At 66.2% G+C, this 21998-nt stretch carries 16 protein-coding genes; 8 read left to right on the forward strand and 8 right to left on the reverse strand.

Going from position 1 to position 21998, the window contains the following annotated elements:
- The first annotated feature begins 2 nt into the window (after positions 1 to 2).
- Positions 3 to 1895: an amylosucrase gene (locus tag KQ297_RS11130; RefSeq protein WP_259739476.1), complete on the forward strand. Its 1893-nt coding sequence runs from the start codon at positions 3 to 5 to the stop codon at positions 1893 to 1895.
- A gap of 42 nt (positions 1896 to 1937) precedes the next feature.
- Here KQ297_RS11130 and KQ297_RS11135 read toward each other — a convergent pair whose 3' ends face one another.
- From KQ297_RS11135 to KQ297_RS11155, 5 genes are all read right to left on the reverse strand, one after another.
- The gene (locus KQ297_RS11135; RefSeq protein WP_259739477.1) at positions 1938 to 2777 is read right to left on the reverse strand and encodes an MOSC domain-containing protein; all 840 of its coding nucleotides are present in this window, start codon (positions 2775 to 2777) and stop codon (positions 1938 to 1940) included.
- Between the two features lie 61 nt (positions 2778 to 2838).
- Positions 2839 to 3393, reverse strand: a complete 555-nt coding sequence (moaB, locus tag KQ297_RS11140; RefSeq protein ID WP_259739478.1) for a molybdenum cofactor biosynthesis protein B — start codon at positions 3391 to 3393, stop codon at positions 2839 to 2841.
- 187 nt (positions 3394 to 3580) lie between these two features.
- The gene (locus KQ297_RS11145) at positions 3581 to 4942 is read right to left on the reverse strand and encodes a diacylglycerol kinase family protein (protein WP_259739479.1); all 1362 of its coding nucleotides are present in this window, start codon (positions 4940 to 4942) and stop codon (positions 3581 to 3583) included.
- Complete coding sequence (locus tag KQ297_RS11150) at positions 4893 to 8006, reverse strand: DEAD/DEAH box helicase (protein WP_259739480.1); 3114 nt, start codon at positions 8004 to 8006, stop codon at positions 4893 to 4895. The genes KQ297_RS11145 and KQ297_RS11150 overlap by 50 nt, the downstream gene beginning before the upstream one ends.
- Positions 8007 to 8152: 146 nt before the next feature.
- Complete coding sequence (locus tag KQ297_RS11155; RefSeq protein WP_259739481.1) at positions 8153 to 8617, reverse strand: hypothetical protein; 465 nt, start codon at positions 8615 to 8617, stop codon at positions 8153 to 8155.
- A gap of 33 nt (positions 8618 to 8650) precedes the next feature.
- Here KQ297_RS11155 and alaS point away from each other — a divergent pair, with 33 nt between their 5' ends.
- From alaS to KQ297_RS11175, 4 genes are all read left to right on the forward strand, one after another.
- The gene (gene alaS / locus KQ297_RS11160; RefSeq protein ID WP_259739482.1) at positions 8651 to 11341 is read left to right on the forward strand and encodes an alanine--tRNA ligase; all 2691 of its coding nucleotides are present in this window, start codon (positions 8651 to 8653) and stop codon (positions 11339 to 11341) included.
- A 94-nt stretch (positions 11342 to 11435) separates the two neighbouring features.
- Positions 11436 to 13295: a glutaminase A gene (glsA, locus tag KQ297_RS11165; RefSeq protein WP_259739483.1), complete on the forward strand. Its 1860-nt coding sequence runs from the start codon at positions 11436 to 11438 to the stop codon at positions 13293 to 13295.
- 13 nt (positions 13296 to 13308) lie between these two features.
- Positions 13309 to 15213, forward strand: a complete 1905-nt coding sequence (locus KQ297_RS11170) for a CHASE2 domain-containing protein (protein ID WP_259739484.1) — start codon at positions 13309 to 13311, stop codon at positions 15211 to 15213.
- 96 nt (positions 15214 to 15309) lie between these two features.
- Entirely contained in the window at positions 15310 to 15954 is a 645-nt protein-coding gene (locus KQ297_RS11175) for a hypothetical protein (RefSeq protein WP_259739485.1), read from the forward strand.
- 8 nt (positions 15955 to 15962) lie between these two features.
- Here KQ297_RS11175 and KQ297_RS11180 read toward each other — a convergent pair whose 3' ends face one another.
- On the reverse strand, positions 15963 to 17441 hold the full coding sequence (locus KQ297_RS11180; protein ID WP_259739486.1) for a mechanosensitive ion channel family protein: 1479 nt from the start codon (positions 17439 to 17441) through the stop codon (positions 15963 to 15965).
- Between the two features lie 196 nt (positions 17442 to 17637).
- Between KQ297_RS11180 and KQ297_RS11185 the strand changes: the two genes are divergently transcribed.
- Together KQ297_RS11185 and KQ297_RS11190 are read left to right on the forward strand one after the other, a co-directional pair.
- Positions 17638 to 18318, forward strand: a complete 681-nt coding sequence (locus KQ297_RS11185) for an SIMPL domain-containing protein (protein ID WP_259739487.1) — start codon at positions 17638 to 17640, stop codon at positions 18316 to 18318.
- A gap of 96 nt (positions 18319 to 18414) precedes the next feature.
- Positions 18415 to 18804 carry a DUF3307 domain-containing protein gene (locus tag KQ297_RS11190; protein ID WP_185464289.1) on the forward strand — a complete coding sequence of 130 codons (390 nt, stop codon included), beginning with the start codon at positions 18415 to 18417 and terminating at the stop codon, positions 18802 to 18804.
- Here the strand turns inward: KQ297_RS11190 and KQ297_RS11195 are convergent.
- Positions 18801 to 19355: a Crp/Fnr family transcriptional regulator gene (locus tag KQ297_RS11195; RefSeq protein WP_259739488.1), complete on the reverse strand. Its 555-nt coding sequence runs from the start codon at positions 19353 to 19355 to the stop codon at positions 18801 to 18803. The two genes, KQ297_RS11190 and KQ297_RS11195, sit on opposite strands and share 4 nt — an antisense overlap.
- Before the next feature lie 54 nt (positions 19356 to 19409).
- Positions 19410 to 21383 (reverse strand): biosynthetic arginine decarboxylase, encoded by a 1974-nt coding sequence (gene speA / locus KQ297_RS11200; protein ID WP_259739495.1) that lies wholly within the window; start codon positions 21381 to 21383, stop codon positions 19410 to 19412.
- Between the two features lie 146 nt (positions 21384 to 21529).
- Between speA and ndk the strand changes: the two genes are divergently transcribed.
- Positions 21530 to 21988, forward strand: coding sequence for a nucleoside-diphosphate kinase (ndk, locus tag KQ297_RS11205; protein ID WP_185464287.1), 459 nt, complete (start codon positions 21530 to 21532; stop codon positions 21986 to 21988).
- Positions 21989 to 21998 lie beyond the last annotated feature (10 nt).

The following is a 21998-nucleotide window of genomic DNA, read 5'->3' on the forward strand; positions in this document are numbered from 1 at the left end:
AAATCAAGCGACAGAATCTTCGCTATTTCTACACACGGCTAGGTGCAAACTTTTATGCCATCCATTCGCTCTTCTCCACCCTTTATGGAAATCGCGACGACTTCCAGGCTCAGATGGTCCGCCTCGTGGAGACGATGGCTGAGGGCTACATCTACCGATCGGAGGAGTCCGAGCGGATCGACATGAGTCGGGAGCAGGACCACAACTGGTTCCTCTCGCAGAAGTGGGTGGGCATGGCGCTGTATACCAACGGATTTGCCAATGACCTGGCTGATCTGGCCACCAAGATCACTTACTTCCAGGAGCTCGGTGTGAACATGGTTCACATCATGCCGATCCTGAAGTGCCCTGTTGGCAGGAGTGATGGAGGCTATGCCATCAGCAGCTTTCGTGAGATTGATAGTCGAGTCGGTGATCTCAATGATATTCAAAAAATTTCTGAGCAATTCAGAAAGAATGGCATCCTGTTGGTTCTTGACATCGTCTTGAACCACACCTCGGATGAGCACGAATGGGCCTTGAAGGCCAAGGATGGGGACACTCGCTATCAGAACTACTACCTCACGTTTGAGGATCGTTCTGTGCCTGATGTGTTCGAGCAGGGCATGCCGTGGGTTTTCCCGGAAACTGACCCGGGTAATTTCACCTGGAATGAGGAGATGAAGCGCTGGGTGATGACGGTGTTCCACGACTACCAGTGGGATCTGAATTACAGAAACCCCGAAGTTTTTATCGAAATCCTCTCGATCGTTCTGTTCTGGGCCAATCAGGGCGTGGATGTGCTCAGGCTTGATGCTGTGGCCTTCCTCTGGAAGAAGATGGGATCAACCTGCCAGAACGAGCGCAAGGCCCATCTGATTCTTCAGTTGCTCAAGGACTGCTGCCAGGTCACGGCTCCTGGAGTTCTGTTCATCGCTGAGGCTATTGTAGCTCCAAGCGAGGTGGCTAAATACTTCGGCGAGGATGCGATCGTTGCCAAGGAATGTGAAATTGCCTATAACGCAACCCTGATGGCTCTTCTCTGGGATGGCATTGCGACGCGCAACACAAAGTTGTTGCGCGAAGGCATCAAGAGTCTGCCCACAAAGCTGGATCGTGCCACCTGGCTGACCTATGTCCGCTGTCATGACGACATTGGCTTTGGCTTCGATGACAAGGACATTGCGGCCGCAGGCTATGAGCCTTATTCCCATCGCAAGTTCCTGATCGATTATTTCATCGGAAAATATGATGATACGGCCAGAGGCCTTGAGTTCATGCGTAATGATTCAACAGGAGACGCGAGAATCTGTGGGTCGCTGGCCTCGCTGGCGGGGCTTGAGTCGGCACTTGAAAAGGGAGATAAGGCCTTGATCGATATGGCGGTCAATAAGATACTGCTGCTCAACGGAATCATGTTCTCCTTCGGGGGAATTCCGCTGATTTATAACGGTGATGCGCTGGGGCTTCTCAACGACTACAGCTATACCAGTGATCCGAGCAAGGACAATGACAGCCGCTGGGTGCACCGAGCCAAGATCGATTGGGAGAAAGCTGCGCTTCGCCATCAGCGGGGCACCGTGGAGTGCACGATCTTCACGGCCATGAAGCGGATGATTGCCATTCGTAAGGAGATCTCCGCCTTTGCAGACTTCAACAACCGTGAGCTTCTTCACTCTGACAACGAGCATCTTCTCTGCTACCTCCGCTACAACCATCTCAGAAGTTCCGAAAAGGTGTTCGTGATTGCCAACTTCGACGATCACCCCCAGCAACTGGAGTTGGAGAGCTACAGCCGCTATGGCATCAATCCAAGGGCCAACTACACGGATCTCTACACCGGAGTCAAGCCCTCCCAGTATGAAGGTGTGATCGCTCTCCAGGGGGGGCAGTTCTACTGGCTCAGCGAGAGCTGAGAGCCTCCTCGACACCGCCAGCGGACCCTGCCGCCATCGCGTTCAGCCCAGCAGGACCACCGGATCACCCACGTTCACATCTCCGGGGTTGCTCACGCTCAGCCGGATTCCCGCCACCACGTTGTTGTGCCGCGCCGTGGCCCGCAGGATCTCCAGGTCTTCCGGCAGTTCGCCCTGGCTGAGGGTGGTCACCACACAGCGCGGGCAGCCATCGCTGACGTGGAGCTTCAGGTCAGCGCCAAAGGCGAGGGTGTGGCCGATCCAGGACTCCTCCACAAAGCCGCTGGCGCCCGCTTCCGGGCGGATCAGCAGGTTCGGGCGAAAGCGCTCCACGGCGAAGTCGAGCTGGGGTTCCAGCTGCCGCAGCCGCTCCAGGCTGGCCGTGCTGATGGCGTGAATCGGGCAGGAATCGAAGAAAGTGCCGGGCGGCAGCACCAGCTCGTTGACCACGTCCTGAAACTCCCGCTGCTGCACCGCTGGCCAGTACTGATCCAGGCTGGCTCCCTGCGGAGACTGGTCCAGCAGGCTCACCTCCCGGCCGAGGCGTTGGCTGAGCCAGCTGTCCACGGCAGGATCGCTGCTGATCATGCGGGCGGCCTCGGAGGGCGCATGCCCTCCGGCCGGGGCGGTGATCGCCACCGCCGGTGGCGCCGCTTCTGCCTGCGGTGGCTCTAGGCACCGGGCTGCATAGCCGAGCAGGTCACGCCACAACCTTGGATTCTTGGCGCTGGCCACCCGGCCCGTGGCGTGATCCCAGAGGGCATAGGCCCGATCGCCGACGAGCCCGCCGCTGCCGATCGTGGCGGCTTCGAGGCGCTCTCCCAGCATCGATTTCACCGGGTAGCGCCAGATCGCCTCCACCCGTCCGACGATCTGTCCCACCCTCTGCTCCACTGCTTCGCTCGCCACAGCATTTCAACCGCCGACCCGGGCCAGGCGGGGTTCAGCCCACACCTTTTCCAACGCCCGGGCTGGTCGCCGGGCGACGGGGATCTTCATTCAGCCGTGGCAGCAGCTGCACCAGGTTGCAGGGCTGGGTGGCGTCATCGAGCTGGGCTCGGATCAGCCGGTCCCAGGCCGTGGCCACCGCATCAAGAGAGCCAGGCAGCACGAACAGGATCGTGCCGTTGGCCACCCCCGCCAGGCAGCGGCTCTGCAGGGTGCTGGTGCCGATCGACTCGAAGGACAGCACCCGGAACAGCTCCCCGAACCCCTCGATCGTCTTGTCGAGCAGGGGCGCCACCGCTTCCGGTGTGCCGTCACGGCCGGTGAGGCCCGTACCGCCGCTGCTGATCACCACCTGCACGGCCGGATCGGCGATCCAGGTGCTCAGGGCGGCGCGGATGGCGTAGCGGTTGTCGGGTACCAGCCGGCGTTCCACCAGGTGGTGGCCGGCGGCCTCCAGCCGCTGGCGCAGGGCATCGCCTGAGGGGTCACCACTGGAGGGATCGGCGCTGCGGCGATCCGACACCGTGAGCAGGGCGATGGCGAGGGACACCGGGGCAGGGGCGGTTTGACCTTGTTTACAGGCAGATCGGCTCCACTGGCACCACTGCGCATCAGCTCAAGCCAAAACACATCGACGCCGGCCGAGGGAAGGTGGAGCAGCGGTTGGGCAGGGGTCGTAGGTCCGATCCTGGCGCCTTACCGCGACGAGCCGGCGTCCCCCTGGGTCATCGCAGGACTCAGTCCACGGGGAGAGGGGCCAACACCGTCAGTGCTCCGCTCAGGCAGACGATGTTGATCGGTTCGGCCTCGATCAGTTCGCCGTCGATCACCAGTTTCTGGGGCGGATCGGTGCTGATCGTGATCTCATGCGCCCGCAGACAGAGCAGATCGGGCCGGTTGGTCGGTGTGCGGACCACGGCGGAGGCCACCAGGGAGGCGAAGGTGTTCAGCCCCTGCAGCCGGTTGATGGGGGAGGCGATGGTGATCTCCAGCAGGCCGTCGTCGGGGATCACCTGGCCGAACCCCTGGGCCAGAACTGAGGTGGCCGGGGCCACATTCGCCACCGTGATCGCCCCGGTCTGCAACTCGGTCACCTGTCCCTCGATGGTCAGCCTCGCCTGGAAGGGTTCCTGGGTGGCCAGTTGCTGGGCGCCCGCGAGCACATAGGCCAGGGGGCCCAGCATGGTCTTGAGCTCCCGGGTGGCCCGGTCCACCATCCCCGCCTCGAAGCCGAGGCCCGCCAGCAGGATCATCGGCGTGTCGTTGCAACGGGCCGCGTCCACCACCCGGGTGTGTCCGGCCAGGATCGTGCGGCAGGCCCCCTCCAGGTCGGTGGGGATGTCCAGGGCGTTGGCAAAGGCGTTGGCGGTGCCCCGGGGGATCACCCCCAGGGGGATGCCGGTCTCGATCACGGCCCCCGCCACGGCCGAGATCGTGCCATCACCACCGCTGGCCAGGATCATCACGCTGCCGCTCTCGGGTTCGGGCCGTGCCTGCAGGATGTCCACCAGCTCCCGTGTCTGATCGGCAGGGTCACGATCCGGGCGGGTCATCACCACGTTGAGCACCAGCTGCGGCTCCAGCAGGGCCCGGATCAGGGCCAGATCCTCATTGGGGTCCCCCTGGCCGGCCACCGGGTTGAAGATCAGATAGGCCAGCCGGCAGCGACCCAGGCCTCGCAGGGCCAGGGTGGCGGTGGCCTCGTTCAGGGCCAGGGGCGTGTCGGCCAGGGCGCAGACCCGCAGCAGCAGGCGCAGGTCGGGGGTGCCGGCCAGGGCGGTGGCTGGATCCACGAAGAACAGCACGGCGCTGACCGCGCCGCTCAGGATCCGCTCGGCCAGCTGGATGTCGCCGCCGGCAGCCAATCCCCCCTCCGTGGTCAGCTCCAGGCCGGCGGTGCGTTCATCCCGGGCCAGATCGCCGGCCAATTCAGCGGGGGCCAGCAGGGGGTATCCATCGAGCAGGGGCTGGTGATGATCCAGCCAGTCGAGCAGCCTTGGGGTGCCGTTCCCATCGGCCAGCAGAACAATCGCTCCGGCCATCACCGGATCACTCCTCAAGGGACACCAGATCGCGCAGCTGGCCGGGGTCGAGGCCACCCAGCCACTCCTCACCGCTGCCCACGATGTCTTCGGCCAGTCGGGCCTTCTCTCGGATCATGCGGTCGATCTTCTCTTCCACCGAGCCGCTGGTGATGAACTTGTGAACCATCACCCGGTTGGTCTGGCCGATGCGGTAAGCGCGGTCGGTGGCCTGGTTCTCCACTGCTGGATTCCACCAGCGATCGATGTGGAACACGTGGCTGGCTCTGGTGAGGTTGAGGCCCACGCCGCCTGCCTTGAGCGAGAGCAGGAACAATTGAGGGCCCCGGGGATCCTCCTGGAAGCGATCCACCATCGCCTGACGCTCCGCCTTGCTGGTGCTGCCGTAGAGGAAGGGCACCTCCTGGTGAAAGCGCTGCTGCAGGTGGGCCTGGAGCAGGTGCCCCCATTCGGCGAATTGCGTGAAGAGCAGGGCCCGGTCGCCGGCCTCAATCACTTCCTCCACGATTTCCTCAAGGCGCTGCAACTTGGCTGAGCGGGCGCTGAAGCCTGTCCCCACCTCCGGTTCCTTGAGCATCAGGGCCGGGTGGTTGCAGACCTGCTTGAGCTTGGTGAGCAGGCCCAGCACCTGGCCGTGCTTCTTGCCCACGGGTGCCCGCGCGATCGCATCGAGGGTCTCCTCCACGGTGCGGCGGTAGAGCTTCACCTGTTCGGGGGAGAGCCCCACCCATTCGCTCAGTTCCACCTTCTCGGGCAGGTCGGAGATGATCGAGCGGTCGGTCTTGAGGCGCCGCAGGATGAACGGACCCACCCGGGCCTTGAGGTCGCGCACCGACGCCATGTCGCCGTAGCGCTCGATCGGCAGGCGGTAGCGCTGGCGGAAGAACTCCTCCTCCCCCAGCACCTTCGGGTTGAGAAAGTCCATCAGGGCCCAGAGCTCGCTCACCCGGTTCTCCACCGGCGTGCCGGTGAGGGCGATGCGGAAACGGCTCTGCTTGAGCGGCCGGGCCAGCTCGCGGGCTGCCTGTGACTGCCGGGCCGAGGAATTCTTGATCGCCTGGGCTTCATCGATCACCAGCCCCTGCCAGTCGAGGCTGCTCAGCAGTGCGCTGTCGCGCTGCAGCAGGCCGTAGCTGGTGAGCACCAGATCCACCCCCTCCAGCTTCTTCTTCAGGGCGGCGGGGGTGGACGGCCGCCGGGGGCCGTAGTGCTCCACCACGCTCAGCTCCGGGGTGAAGCCCTTCGCCTCCCGCAGCCAGTTGGTGAGCACCGAGGTGGGAGCCACCAGCAACACCGGACGTTTCAGTTCCTTCTCCGCCTTGAGGTGCTGCAGGAAGGCCAGCAGCTGGATGGTCTTGCCCAGGCCCATGTCGTCGGCCAGGCAGGCCCCCTGATCAAAGCGGTGCAGGAAGGCCAGCCAGCCCAGCCCCCGTTCCTGGTAGGGCCGCAGCTGCCCGGCGAAGCCCTCGGGAGCCGGCAGGGGATCGGGAGCCTTCTGCTGGTGGTACTGCTCCAGCACCGCCTGCAGCCTCGGGCCGGCGGTGAAACGGTGCACCGGCAGCCGCTGCAGGGTCTCCCCCTCGTTGCCGGTCAGGCGCAGGGCGTCATCGAGGCTGAGAACAGGATCGAGGGCGCAGAACTTCTCGGCATGGCGCAGATCACCGGGACGCAGCTCGATCCAGGCCCCGTTGTGCTGCACCAGCGGGCTGCGTTTGCCGGCCAGCCGCTCCAGGTCGCGCAGGGTGAGCGTGACTCCGCCGATCATCAGCTCCCAGTGCCATTGCAGGCTTTCGCCGAGGCTGAAGCCCCGGGAGCGCTCGGGCAGATCGGCTTCGATCGAGAGGCCCAGCCGGCTGGCCAGGCCGCCGCTGAGGCTGGGGGGCAGCACCACGCCCACACCCACGTCGCGCAGCTTCAACGCGGCGGTGCGCACCAGCACGAAGGCTTCGGCCGGGGTGAGCGCCATCCGCTCGGGTGTGGCCGTGTCGAGGCCCCGCTCGATCGGCTCAAACACCTGCAGGGCCCGTCCCAGGCCCTCCAGCAGCAGTTCGCCGGGCTGCTGGAGTTCAGCTTCACCGAGCTGCAGGGCGCCGGCCCCGGCGGCCCAGACGCCGGCGGCGGGCAGCAGCAAGCTTGGGTCGGCTTCGGCCTGCAGGCTGAAGCGCAGGGGCCACAACTCCTCCCCCTCGCCGGGGGTGTCGAGCTCGAGGCAGGCCCGGGCCGGCTCCACCCGGCCGGCCACCGCTTCGCGCCAGTGGTGGGTGGCCACCTGCAGGCGCTCGCAGTCGTCGTCATCCAGATCGAGGCGCCCGTCTCCGGGTCCGAGCGCCCGCTGCCAGGCCGCCAGCAGTGGGTCCAGCCCCTCCGGCGCGGGGGTGAAGCCCGCGCGCATGCGCGCATCCACCAGATCCGTGAGGATCGAAGCCAGCCGTCGCCGTCCGGACCCCGGCCGCCAGCACGCCAGTGAAACGCCGGCCTCTCCCTGGCCGGGCTCCAGGGCCGCCAGGGCCACCTGGGGCAGGCGCGAGGCCAGATCCTCCAGGCGACGCCGGTCGTCCTCGCGGTTGATCAGTGGCAGCCAGCGGGCGCGTCCCGCCTCCACCTGGGGCAGCAGCCGGCCCCGCGAGAGCAGGCTCAGCGACCAGCGCTGCAGGTGGCTCCACCAGCGCAGGTCATCGGCCAGGTCGGGATGGTCGCCCGAGAGGGGCAGGCGCCCCAGCCAGATCGTGGCGGCACCAGGCTCCAGCCACCAGCCCTCCACGCGCCAGGGCCACCACTCCACCGATTTCGGAATCGGCTCACCCGCCTGCAGCGGCAGGCCGCTCCAGCTGCTGCTGTCGGTTTTCCTTTTCCCCCTGGCGCCCTGCCGGCGGCTGGGCAGGCAGAGGTTGGCCCCCGCGGGGCGGAAATCCTCGGTCCAGAGGTCTGCTTCCTCCAGCCAGGCGCCGAGGTCGTCCTGATCGAGGCTGAGGGGGTGCAGCGGCGGCTCGCTTGCCGGGGCCTGTGGTTCCGCCACGCGCCAGGTATCCCCCCAGAGCAGCAGCCCTGGCCTGTAACCACCGCCAAGGGCGGGCACGGCCGCGGTTTCCCTCGACAGCCAGGTGGCGTGCAGCAGGCTCATGGCTGCTGGGACCCCTCAGAGCATGGGTGGCGTCGCATCGAGAACACCGGCAGCAACCACGGACATCGACCACGGACATCGCCTCGGCTCGCGTGAGCGGAGCGACTCCCCGGGCACTCTGCCGGATGGCGCGCCCACCGGCCCGCTCAGGGCCTCAGGGTCGACAGCCGGCGCTGCAGGGAGTGAAGCACCAGGGCACTGCCCGCCAGAGGCAGCCAGAGCGGCAGCCAGACCAGCAGCAGCTCCAGCGCCAGGCCCGGCAGCAAGCGCAGCCCGCCTGCGCCCATGAGGGCACCGATGGCCGGCAGATCGGGGCTGGTGCCCAGGCTGCGGATGCCGCAGACCGCCCCCACCAGGCCGGCCTGCAGGTGGCTGTCGTCGGGATCGACCCGCTGCAGATGAAAGGCCAGCAACCCGTAGAAAAAGCCACAGCCACCAGCCCTCAGGGCCGGCCTCAACCCCAGCACCAGGGCCAGTGCCAGGGCCGTGGCGGCTGCCAGCAGGGCCCAGGCGATCGACTGCAGGCGCAGCTGGGCGCGGTGGTCGGATGGGGCCGTCAGGGCGGGCACGGGGAGCAGTCGGAACGGGAGGGGCCTGTGCTGGGCGATCATGCCCTCTCCAGGGTTGATTTGCCGCGTCCGGCCATGGCTGCCACCTCATCCGCCCGCTCCGAGCGGCACCCACGCCCCCGCAGCGGCGCCGAAATCCGCGAGGCCTTCCTGGCCTTCTACGAAGCCCGGGGGCACCGCCGCATGGCCAGCGCCTCGCTGGTGCCTGATGACCCCACGGTGCTGCTCACCATCGCCGGAATGCTGCCTTTCAAGCCGGTGTTCCTGGGGCAGGCGCCGAGGCCGGCCGCGCGGGCCACCACCAGCCAGAAGTGCATCCGCACCAACGACATCGAGAACGTGGGCCGCACGGCCCGGCATCACACGTTCTTCGAGATGCTCGGCAACTTCTCCTTCGGCGATTACTTCAAGGCCGAGGCGATGACCTGGGCCTGGGAGCTCTCCACAGGGGTGTTCGGTCTCGATCCGAAGCATCTGGTGGTCAGTGTCTTTCGCGACGACGACGAAGCGGCGGCGATCTGGCGCGACACGGTGGGGGTCGACCCCCGGCGGATCGTGCGCCTGGGTGAGGCCGACAACTTCTGGGTGTCGGGTCCCACCGGACCCTGCGGTCCCTGCTCCGAGATCTACTACGATTTCCGGCCCGAGCTCGGTGACGACCACCTCGACCTGGAGGACGACAGCCGCTTCATCGAGTTCTACAACCTGGTGTTCATGCAGTTCAACCGCGACGCCGAGGGCAACCTCACGCCGCTGGAGAACCGCAACATCGACACCGGCATGGGCCTGGAACGCATGGCCCAGATCCTGCAGGGGGTTTCGAACAACTACGAAACCGACCTGATCTATCCGCTGATCGAAACCGCCGCCACCCTGGCTGGGATCGACTATCGGCAGCTGGACCCCCGCGGCCAGACCTCCCTGAAGGTGATCGGCGACCACAGCCGCGCCATCACCCAGCTGATCGCCGATGGGGTGACCGCCTCCAATCTGGGCCGTGGGTACATCCTGAGGCGGCTGCTTCGGCGTGTGGTGCGCCATGGCCGGCTGCTGGGCATCGACACCCCCTTCCTGCCGGCTATGGGGCAGGCGGCGATCGCCCTGATGGCGGAGGCCTATCCCCAACTGGAGGAGCGGAGCGAGGCGATTATGGCTGAGCTGGCCCGGGAGGAGGCCCGCTTCCTGGAAACCCTCGAGCGCGGTGAGAAGCTTCTGGCGGAGGTGCTCTCGGCCCGGCCTGAGCAGATCAGCGGGGAGCAGGCCTTCGAGCTCTACGACACCTACGGCTTCCCCCTGGAGCTCACCGAGGAGATCGCCGAGGAGCATGGGCTGGCCGTCGACCTGGCCGGCTTCGAGGCGGCGATGGAGGCCCAGCGCCAGCGGGCCAAGGCCGCCTCGGTGCGGCTGGATCTCACCCTGCAGGGGGCGATCGAGGCCATGGCCGAGCAGCTGCCGGCCACGGAGTTCCGCGGTTATGAGGCCCTGGAGCACCCCAGCCAGGTGATGGCCCTGGTGGTGAATGGTGAGCAGGCCCAGGCTGCGGTGGCGGGCGATGCCGTCCAGATCGTGCTCGATTCCACGCCGTTCTATGGCGAATCCGGCGGCCAGATCGGTGATCGCGGCGTGCTGGCGGGCGGTGCTCCGGGCGCTGGGCCCGAGGCCGGGGTGATCGTGCGGATCGAAGCGGTCAGCCACCAGCGCAAGCTGATCGTCCACCACGGCCGGATCGAGCGGGGCGAGCTGACCCTGGGTGACACCCTGACCGCCCTGGTGGACCGTGCCTGTCGCCGGCGTGTCCAGGCCCATCACACCGCCACCCATCTGCTGCAGGCGGCTCTCAAGCAGCTGGTGGATGCCTCGATCTCCCAGGCCGGCTCCCTGGTGGATTTCGAGAGGCTGCGCTTCGATTTCCATTGTCCCCGTGCCCTGAGCGCCGAGGAACTGGAGCGGATCGAGGAGCGGATCAACGGCTGGATCGCCGAGGCCCACGCCCTGGAGGTGCAAGAGATGGAGCTGGAGCGGGCCCGTGCCGCCGGGGCCGTGGCCATGTTCGGCGAAAAGTATGGGGAGACGGTGCGGGTGGTGGATGTCCCGGGGGTGTCGATGGAGCTCTGTGGCGGCACCCATGTGGCCAACACCGCCGAGATCGGCCTGTTCCGGATCGTGAGCGAGACCGGCGTGGCGGCCGGCATCCGACGCATCGAAGCGGTGGCCGGCCCGGCGGTGCTCGATTACCTCAGGGAACGCGACAGCGTGGTGCGGGCCCTTACGGAACGCTTCAAGGTGCAGCCCGGTGAGATCCTGGCGCGGGTGAGCGGTCTTCAGGACGACCTCAAGGCCACGGCCAGGGCCCTGGAGGCCGCTCGCTCGGAGCTGGCCAGGGCCAGGGTCGCGGCACTGGCGGCCCAGACGCAGGAGGTGGGTGCGTTCCGAGTGCTGGTGGCACGCCTCGATGGGGTGGAGGGTGCCGCCCTTCAGCCGGCCGCCCAGCAGCTCCAGGAGACGCTTGGCCCGGCCGGCGCCGTCGTCCTCGGTGGCCTGCCCGACACCGCCGAGTCCAGCAAGCTGATCCTGGTGGCAGCCTTCGGTGCCCAGGTGATCGACGCCGGGCCGAAAGCCGGGCCTTTCATTGCTGCGGTGGCCAAGCGCTGTGGAGGTGGTGGTGGCGGTCGTCCGCACCTGGCCCAGGCGGGAGGCCGTGATGCCGCCGCCCTTGACCCGGCCCTGGAGCAGGCCCGAGCCGACCTGATCGCTCGGCTCTCCTGAATGGTTGCCACGTATTGCCCGCTACAGACTGACCCGCCCGACACCGATTGGTATCTGTGCTCACCGGTATCCCACCCCGCTTGAGCCTGCTCGCATGATCGATACCCCCAGCAGCACGGCCGATGTCATTCAAGGGCTGCTGGCGGATCTCCACCGTCGCTACTCCCTGCTTGAGGACGGCGCTCCAGCTGACTACATCCCCGAGCTGGCCAAGGCGAATCCCTCTGATTTCGGCATCTCGATCGCCACGGTCGATGGCCGCCTCTACGAAGTGGGCGACACCCGCAAGCCGTTCACGATCCAGTCGATCTCCAAGCCGTTTGCCTATGGCCTGGCCCTGAAGTTGTTTTCAGGCCAGCACCTGGCCACGAAGGTGGGTGTGGAGCCCTCAGGGGATGCCTTCAACGCCATCAGCCTTGATCAGAAGACGGGCCGCCCCCGCAATCCGATGATCAACGCCGGGGCCATCGCCACGACGGCGCAGATCTGGAACCACGATCCGCATCAGGCCGAAGCTCTGATGCTCGACTTCTTCAGCGAACTGGCCGGACGTCGTCTGAGCATCGACCGGGAGGTGTTCCAGTCGGAGCGCTCCACCGGCCATCGCAACCGGGCGATCGGACACCTGCTGCGCAATTTCGGAATCATTGAGGATGATCCGGAAGAGTCGCTCGATCTCTATTTCAAGCAGTGCTCGATCACCGTCACCTGCCACGATCTGGCGGTGATGGCCGCCACCCTCGCCTGCCAGGGTCACAATCCCTTCACCGGCGCCAGGCCACTCACGCCGGAGATCACTGTGCGCATGCTGGCGTTGATGGCCACCTGCGGCACCTACGACTTCGCCGGTCAGTGGCTCTACGACGTGGGCATGCCCGCCAAGAGTGGCGTGGGCGGCGGGGTGCTGGCCATGGTGCCCGGTCGGCTCGGCATCGCCACCTATTCGCCGCCTCTGGATGTGCTGGGCAACAGTGTGCGCGGCATTGCGGTCTGCAATGAGCTCTCCGACAGCCTCGGACTCAGTCTCTTCAACCAATACCCCCAGACCAGTTCCACGATCCGCCGTTCCTACAAGGGCACCCAGCGGCAGTCGCGGCGTTGGCGAGCGGTTGACCAGGCCAGGCTCCTGCAGGAGCGGCGGGATGCGATCCGGATCGTGCACGCCCAGGGAGTGCTGGATTTCGCCGCGATCGAGCGGCTGCTCTCCGAGCTCAGCGAGATCATGGCTGACGCCTGGATCCTGGTGCTGGATGTGGCCCACGTCACCGAATTGCCGGAGGAATCCAGAGGGTTGTTCCTGAACGAGCTCACGTCCCTGCGGCGCAGTGGCGTGATCGTTCTGCTGGCCAGGGCCCAACATCTCGACCTTCCACGCACCCTGAGCGTGGCCAGTGAAGAGGAGGAGATGCCGAAGTTCGCTCAGCTGGATCAGGCGCTGGAGTGGGCCGAGGATCTACTCCTGAAGAGTGGTGAGGAGGACCGCACCCCTCCTTTCACCACGGAGATCGATCAGACGCTGGGCTTTCTGGGCATGCTGCAGCCCGGCCATCGCCAGACCCTGGCCGACCTGATGCAGTGCCGCACCTTTGCCAAGGATGACCTGGTGATCACCAAGGGTGATCCAGGCCATGAGCTCTTTCTGGTCAGGGAGGGACGCTTCACGATCACCGTCGAAATGCGGGGCAGCGATGGCCAGACCCATGAATCCCGCCTGGCCACCTTCGAGCCGGGGATGTGCTTCGGCGAAATTTCCTTTCTTTCCGGCGCGCCCCGCACCGCCAATGTCACTGCTGATCTCGACGGCAGCTGCTGGGTGCTGGAGCGCCATGATTTCGATACCCTGCGCCAGTGGGAGCCAGATGCCGTCACGGAACTGTTGCTGGCCCTCACCCGCGATCTGGGCACCAAGCTTGCCCTCACCAGCTATCAGCTCACGTTGATGGAGCATCTTTGAAGCCCCTGAGCCCATGACCTCCCGAGCGATCACATGGCTGCGCCGCTACGGGGTGTTCGTGGGCTGGGCAGGAGCCTGCGCGCTCGGCTTCGGGTTGTTCCCCGACATCTACGAGCGCTGGCAGCTGGATCTGTCCTCCCGCACCCAGGAGCTGCGCGGTCCGCGCCAGCCTCCGGGCGGGGTGGTGATCGTCGGCATCGACGACTACAGCCTGGTTCAGGGGCAGAACGCCGACCTGAGCCAGGACAAGGAGCTGCGACGCCTGGCGGCCTGGCCATGGCCGCGGGCCATCTACGACCGTGTGCTGGATCGCCTGTTTTCCGCCGGTGCCCGGGTGGTGGGTTTCGACCTTCTCTTCGATGCCCCCAGCAGCCATGGCCCGGAGGATGATCAGGCCCTGACCGAGGCCCTGCAGCGCCACAGCGGCAAGGTGGTGCTTGGTGCCCAGGTGTTTGAAAGCCGCGGCCGGGTGGGGGGGCTGACCCTCAGCGCTGCGATGCCCTTCCTGATCGAGGCCGCAGGGGCCCGCAGCTCCGGACTTCTCAATGGCCTGCAGGATCCTGATGGCTACATCCGTCTGCGCCCCAGCACCTATGCCGAGCAGCTGCGACAGTCAGGCATGTTGGATGTGCCTCCGGGGCTCTCCACCCAGCTGATCGCCAAGGGCGGTCTGGCAGAAATTCCGCCGCCGCCGCTGCTGGCCGACTGGCGCCCCCTGGTGGATCCCTACGGCCCGCCGCGCACGATCCCCACGATTCCGATCTGGGAGGTGCTGGAGTCGGGCAGCTTCTCCCGGCTCGATCAGCAGGGTGTCTTCCGCGATCAGGTGGTGCTGATCGGCCCCACCGCCAGCGTGCTGCAGGACATTCACCGCACGGCGTTCGCGGGAGCCGAGGGCATGCCCGGCGTGGAGATTCACGCTGCCGAGATCGCCAACCGTCTGGAGGGCCGGGCTCTCTACATTCATCCAAGGGCCTGGTACGTGGCCCCGATGCTCGGGCTGGGGATGCTGGCCCTGGGCCTGGCCAGTGCCCGAGCTGAAAAACCACTGGTTCGTCTCGGCGTCCTGGCGCTTCTCTCCGGCGGGATGGTGGTCCTGGGCCTGATCCTGGTGAGCGCCTCAGGGACGGGGATCGGCCTGGTGGGTCTCTCGGCCCTCACCCTCGCCACCGGTCTGGTCAGTGCCGGGGATGCCACGGTGCGCCTTCAATGGAACCGGCTTCGCCTGCGGCGGATGCTGGAGCGTTACCTCTCCCCTGCTGTGGCGGCTCAGATCGCCAGTCAGCCTGAGGAAGCCGATGAAATGCTGGGTGGCAAGGTCTCGGAGGTGGTGGTGTTCATCTGCGACGTGCGTGGCTTCACCCAGCGCACCACCCAGATGAGCAAGGAAGGCAAGGCCAGTGAATTGGTACAGCAATTGAATGAGTATTTTGCTGTCGTCGTTGATACGCTTCAGCGGAAAGGGGCGATCATCGACAAGTACATGGGTGACGCCGTCCTGGCTGTGTTCGGTGTCCCCCTAAACCGGGGAATCGCCGTCGAGGTCCAGTCGGCCCTGGAAGCGATTCTGGAGCTCCAGCACCAGATGGACTCCCTCAACGAGCGCTGGGCCACCCAGGGGAAGGACCCCTGGGAGCAGGTGATGATCCTCAGTGGCGGGCCTGTGATCAGCGGCAACATCGGCTGCGCTTCACGGATGGATTACACGGTGATCGGCGACACGGTGAACATGGCCAGCCGCCTGGAGGGCGTGGCCAAGCAGTCGGGACGCGACATCATCCTCAGCAGGGTGGTGGCGGCCAATGCCGACCCCGCATGGAATCTGGAGCGGGTGGGCGAGTATGAGATCAGGGGTCAGGGAGCCCAGGAGGTGTTCACCATGCAACCGAGTGAGTATTACGAGCAGAATCAGGGTTAGTCTTGATCAGATCGTCCAGTGACTGGCCTCATGAACCGCCGCGTTGGTGCAACGTTTGCTGGACTCCTTCAGGTTGGCCTGCTGCAGGCCGTGCTGATGGCTCCCGCTTCTCCGCTTCATGCCGCAGCGTTTCAGCAGGCCACCATCAAGAGGTTGGTGGATGGTCGCGAGGTTTACATCAATGGAAAGGCCGCCCGGGTCAACCAGGTGGCCCGCTCCGGGCAGCAGGTGCGCACCGGCAAGAGCAGGGCCGAGCTCCTCTTCGATGGCCGCGCCACGGGCTTCATGGGCCGCTCCAGCGTGATCACTCTCGGCAACAGCTGCTTTCGCCTGAGCAGGGGTGCCGTGCTGGTGAGTGGTCCCCAGAAGGCCTGCCTCGGCTCCAAGGTGCTGGGCGTGAAGGGCACCACCTACGTGCTCACCCGAGCTGACGACGGCCTGTACGACTTCGTGGTGCTGGAAGGTCAGGGCTATGTGGGCCCTGAAGACGGCTACGAGGAGAACCAGGACTCCACCTCCTCAGGCTCTGGAGCCGTGGCGGCGGGTGATCCATCCGGGAACACCACCTACGTCTGCAGCTGTGAAGTGGCCCGCTTCACAGCTGATGGTGAATTCGTCAGTCAGGGCAAGATGAGCAGCAGCCAATACCAGGCACTGCTGGGGCGGCATACTTCGGGTCAGTCCCAGTTGCCCAAAAGCTCAGCGACTCAGGAGGCCTTCTCCCGCTGCTACAGCGGCTGAGGCCGGCCTCAGAGGGTGAGGTTCTCGAACAGTTGCTTCATGCGCCTGAGCAACTGATTCTCATGGGCCTTCACCTTCTCGCGCTCCATCCCCTCCAGTTCACCCCGGCGTTTGCTCACCAGGTGGGCCAGCCGGTCCATCAGGGGAGGGTTGTTCAGCAGAAGGGGTCCCAGGCTGGGCCGTGACACCTCCAGCAGCAGGCATTCCTCCAGGGCCCGCACCGTGGCGCTGCGGCGGCTGTCGGTGAGCATCGACATCTCGCCGAAGACATCCCCGTGCCTGAGGCAGGCCACCTGGAACGGCTCGGCCTCCTCCTGGCTCTTGAGCACCTCGACCACACCCTGAACCACCTGGAAGAGGGAGTCGCCGGGGTTCCCTTCCCGCACCACCACCTCTCCAGGGGCGAATCGCAGGCAGCGGGTGGCCGTGGCCAGTTGGAACATCTCCTCTTCACTGAGGTCGCCGAACAGGGGGTTGCGGCTGAGCAGGCTGCGCCGATGCTCCATGCCGCGCTGCTCGGGATGTCCGGCATCGAGGATGCTGCGCTTCGGCCGCAGTTCACGCACCGGATAGGGAACGCTCTGGCCGGCCCGCTCGAGGGTGAACCAGATCTGCTCGAGCAGTTCACTGCGCAGGTCGAGCAGATCGCTCTGGTTTCCTGGCCTCTGGAAGGCCAGGATGTCGTAGGTGATGGCGCTGTCGGCAAAGGCCTGCACCCTCACCGCCGGAGGGGGATCGTCGAGCACCCGGGGATGCTTGTCCAGCACATCCAGCAGGAACTGACGGGCCCTGGAGGGGGGGAGGCTGTAGTCGAGGCCGATATCGAAACGGTTGCCCATCACGCCAAAGGCCACGTGGTTGCGCACCACCACCTCGGTGACCTGGGTGTTGGGAACAACCACCAGCGAGCCGGTGATGTCCTTCAGGCAGGTGTCGCGCCAGTTGATCGACACCACCACCCCCATGGTCCCATCACCAAGGTCGAGGAAATCACCCACGGTGAAGACATCATCGAACTGGAGCTCCAGACCCGCGAAAAGATCCTTGAGAGGTTCCTGGGCCGCCAGGCCCACCATGGCGGTGAGCACGGCCGAGGTGGTGACCAGGCTGACCAGGTTGAAGCGGGCCTGCTCCTGCACGAGGATCACCGTGGCCACGGTGCCGCCTCCCAGCATCAACAACTGCAGCAGAATCTGCGCCGGTTCCTTTCTCAGGCCCAGGGCGGCGGGTAGCTCCAGGAATCCCCAGAGGGCCATGCGGATGCCCAGATAGCTGAACATCAATTCGTCGATGGTGGAGATCCAGGTCCGGTAATGGACGGGCAGGAGGATCAGCGGCAGGCTGCGCACCAGCGCCCAGCTCAGAATCGACAGGGTCGCCAGCTGGATGGGCAGCTTCGGCAGTCGAAGTCGCCGGACCAGGATCTGCAGCGGCAACAGCAGAACCATCACGACGATGGCTGAGACCCATACCTCCAGCAATGACATCCTGAGGTTCAGCGCTCAAAGGGGGAACGTCCGGCCAGGGCCTTGCCTGGACAGCCTGTCGCGCAGGATAGGTGGCGAAGATGGGCTCATTCCGCTCCCTGCGGCCCTTCTAGGGCCTCAGTTTTCGCTCTGACCATCACCCTGTCTTCACTACGTTCTTCGCCACCGTCTGCCCATGGTTCGCCCCGGTCGCCCCATGGTCTTGTGGCCCCTGGCCCTGCTGCTGCTTCCGCTCGCTCCGCCAGCGGAAGCCCAGCAGGTGCAGCTGCGCTGTGATGGGACGCTGCTTGAAGCCAGGGGCATGGCTGAGCAGAAGCGCAGCATCGCCTTGCTGAGGGTGTCTCTGGCGCTTTCGGGCGAAGCCGCCAGCTCCGATGGGGCCCTGGGCGAGCTGCAGCGACGGCTGGCTGATGTGCGCCAGGCCCTGCAGCGTCTGGAGGTGAAGGAGCTGGCGGTGAGTTCCCCTTCGACCCGGCGGCGGGCCGCAAGCCCGAAACGCCCTGCGGCCGTGGAGGCCAGCCTGCAGGTGAGCGGGGTGCTCGCCCCGGCCCGGTTGCAGGCGCTGATCCGCTCGGTGGGGTCGCTGCCCGGTGTCCGCCTCAACCCGGTGCAACCCCAGGCCGATGAGAACGCAGATGCCGCCATCCGCGCTGCGTTGCTGCGGCTTGCCTATCGGGATGCCCTGCTCCAGGCCAGGCAGCTGGCCGAGGCGATTGGGCTGGGGACACCGACCCCGCTGGAGGTGCAGATCGAAGCGGGATCCCGACCGATACTGGCCAGGGGAGTGATGGCGGATGCCCCCCCCCCGTTCGAGGCCGACGAGTTGCCATCACCGATGGATCGGCTCGCGCTGAAGGTGCGCTTCTGCGCCCGCTGAGCGCTGACCAGTGAGTTCTCCGGGGCCGATGGTGGCCATGCATCCAGCGGAGCGGTCCCTTGAAGCGGCAAGCTGAGGGGATAGCTGATCACCGCCATGGCATTGGATGGTGCCCAGGCCATTGTCGGCCTCGGGCTTTTCACCCTGTTGGCCATGGGCCACTTCGTTGCTGACTTCGGCCTCCAGAGTGATCGGATGGCGGTGGAGAAGTGTCCCGGCAAAGATCACACCCTCCCCTGGCCCTGGTGGTTGCTGGCCCATTCCGGGATTCACGCCTTCTTCGTGAGCGTGATCACGGGCGTGATCTGGCTTGGTCTGGCCGAGTGGGGCCTCCATGCCCTGATCGATTACGGCAAGTGCCGCCACCGCTACGGGCTGGGGGTGGATCAATCCCTGCACATGGCCTGCAAGCTGATCTGGGTGCTGATCCTGCTGAGCTTCGGCCCCATTCCCACCGGGGCCCTGCTGCAGGCCTTTCCCCGCTAAGGCTTGAGGGCTGGGGAGGAAGGATGGGGCGAGCGCGCTTTGCCGATCGTCACCAGCCGCTCCATCGCTGTGCTCAGGCAGTAATTCAGGGGTTGGATCGCCTTCTCCAGCTGGCTCAGCTGGGTCGTGTCGCCCCTCTCGCCGGCGGCAATGCCGCTGAGCAGCAGGGCAATCACCTCATTGCTGCGCATGCAGCGCTGGCTCACCAGCGCCAGCATCTCCATGGCAAGGTCCACATCGAAGAGCAGGGTCTTGAGGAAGTTATCCACGCTCACCTCCACCAGCTCGGCGGGGCCCTCCACCACCCGCACATCGGCGGAGTGCTGACCTGAGCCGAACAGGCCCATCTCCCCCAGCAGTTCCTCGGCCTCGATCACGGCGAGGGTGTGGGGCTCGGGTTCGATCAACCGGACCTGGATCGCCACCTTGCCGCTGGTGAGCAGCATCAGGCTTTCGGCAGGATCACCCTGCCGCATGATCAGCTCCCCGCTGGCAACGAGACGGCGCACCGGTGCCAGCTCCTCATGGTGGATGTCCAGCAGCAGTTTCATGCGCTCCCGTACCACCTTCAGCTGCGGCTCATCTCCCCACATGGTTGGCTCCTCTCAGGTCTGCAGGTAAGTGCTCTGGCGCAGACTGCTCTCCAGATGGGCCATCAGCCGACCGGCATCGGGCAGCGGCAAGGTGCCGCGGTGAATGGCCGCTTCGCTGGCCACCCGCAGGCGCTCCAGCAGGGCATCGGGATCGTGTTCCATCGCTTCGAGCACCTGGGCGTTGCTGTTGCCCCTCACCACATGGTCGACCCGGTAGCGCCCGTTGGCACCCAGACGGATATGGACCGCATTGGTGCTGCCGAACAGGTTGTGCAGGTTGCCCATCACTTCCTGGTAGGCGCCGCCCAGAAACAGGCCGATCCAGTAGGGCTCTCCGGCCCGCGGCTCATGCAGTTCCAGCAGCGGCTTGGCCTGGCCGGCGCCGATGAAACGGGCCAGCTTGCCGTCGGAGTCGCAGGTGAGGTCAGCGAAGCTGCCCAGGCGGGTGGGTCGTTCCTCGAGCCGGTGGATGGGCATCACCGGAAAGAGCTGATCGATCGCCCAGGTGTCGGGAGCGGAGCGGAAGATCGAGAGGTTGGCGTAGTAGGTGCCCGCCAGGGTGGCCTGCAGGGTCCGAAGGTCGTCGGGAATAGGGGTGTCGTTGCTCCAGCTGTCCAGCTGCTCCGCAATCGCCTGGCAGCAGGCCCAGTAGAGCTGCTCAGCCGCTCCCCGCTCGGTGAGGCTGAGGTAGCCCAGCCGGAAGGCGGAGAGGGCGTCCTGCTTGAACTTGATGGCGTCAGTCCAGCCTTCCTGCAGGTGGTCAACGTTGCCTGGCGTGTCCCGCACAGCGGCCCGGATCGAGGCCAGGGTGTCGCGCAGGTTGCGCACGATCAGCGGTTCCTCCGGCTGTCCCGCCGGCTCCTCCCCGGGCACCCCGGCGGTGCCGAGCACGTCGAAGACGAGCACACTGAAGTGGCTGACGATGGCGCGGCCGCTCTCGCTCACCAGGGTGGGCACCGGCACCCCGCGCGGCTCGCAGCATTCCCGCACCGTGGCCACCACGTCGTTGGCGTAGTTCTGCAGGGAGTAGTTGGTGGAAGCGGCCGTGGCGGTGCGGCTGCCGTCGTAGTCGATGCCGAGGCCACCGCCCACATCCAGATAGCCCATCGGCGCCCCGAGCTCCGCCAGTTGCACATAGATCTGGCCTGCTTCCTGCAGGGCGTCCTTGAGCACGGCGATGTCGTTGATCTGGCTGCCCACGTGGAAGTGCAGCAGGCGCAGCTCGCCGAGCAGATCGGCCCGGCGCAGGGCCTCCACGGTGGCCAGCAGATCGGGCACCGAGAGGCCGAACTTGGCGCGCTCGCCCACTGAGCTGCCCCAGCGGCCGGTGCTGCGGCTGGCCAGCTTGGCGCGCACCCCGATCAGGGGGGCGGCCCCCAGCTCCCGACTGGCGGTGATGATCCGCTCCACCTCATCGGGTTGCTCGATCACCACCACCGGCTGGCGGCCGAGCCGACGGGCCAGGATCGCCGTCTCGATGTAGCGCTGGTCCTTGTAGCCGTTGCAGATCAGCAGGGCCTCGGGATCGTCCACCAGGGAGAGGGCGATCAGCAGTTCCGCCTTGCTGCCGGCCTCCAGGCCGAAATGCCACTGGCGGCCACTCTCCACCAGCTGTTCCACCACGTGGCGTTGCTGGTTGCACTTCACCGGAAACACCCCCTGGTAGCGGCCGCCGTAGCCGTACTGGGCGATGGCCCGCTCAAAGGCGGCATGGAGCCTCTCCAGCCGGTCTTCGAGAATGTCGTCGAAGCGGATCAGCAGCGGCAGGGTGAGATCGCGCCCCTGAAGGCCCTGCACCAGCTCCACCAGATCCAGGCAGCCACCCCGCTCCCCCCGCGGCTGCACCATTACGTGCCCGCGGGCGCTCACGGAGAAATAGGGCTCACCCCAGCCGTCGAGGCCGTAGAGCCGGCTGCTGTCGGCCACGCTCCAGCCATCGCCGGCAGGAGCAGGGGGGGCGGAGCCGCGGGTCGGGTCGGCCCCCATGGCCGTGGGATCGGCGAGAACCATGGCGGAGCGGAGGGATCCCGGAGTGAGGCGTCAACAGGGAATCTAAGGAGGGTGGCCGCTGGTGCTTGCCAAGGGGTGGGGCCGGCGCGGACGATGGGCCGGATCCGCCGTCCTTCCTTGTCATGGCCGTTGAACGCACTTTCCTGGCCATCAAGCCCGATGGGGTTCAGCGGGGGCTGGTGGGGGAGATCCTCGGTCGCTTCGAGCGCAAGGGTTTCAAGCTGGTGGGGCTCAAGCAACTGGTGCCCAGCCGCGAGCTGGCCGAGAGCCACTACGGCGTGCACCGCGAGCGCCCCTTCTTCGCCGGCCTGGTCGACTTCATCACCAGTGGTCCGGTGGTGGCGATGGTGTGGGAAGGCGACGGCGTGATCGCCAGTGCCCGCAAGCTGATCGGTGCCACCAAGCCCCTGGAGGCCGAACCCGGCACCATCCGCGGTGATCTGGCGGTGAACATCGGCCGCAATGTGATCCACGGCTCCGATGCACCGGAAACCGCCGTCTTCGAGATCGGTCTCTGGTTCCAGCCCTCCGAGCTGAGCGACTGGACGCCCGCCGATCAGGTGTGGCGCAGCGAAGACTGAGCGGCCACGA

The organism is Synechococcus sp. CS-205, assembly GCF_025128255.1.
Lineage (GTDB): Bacteria > Cyanobacteriota > Cyanobacteriia > PCC-6307 > Cyanobiaceae > Regnicoccus_A.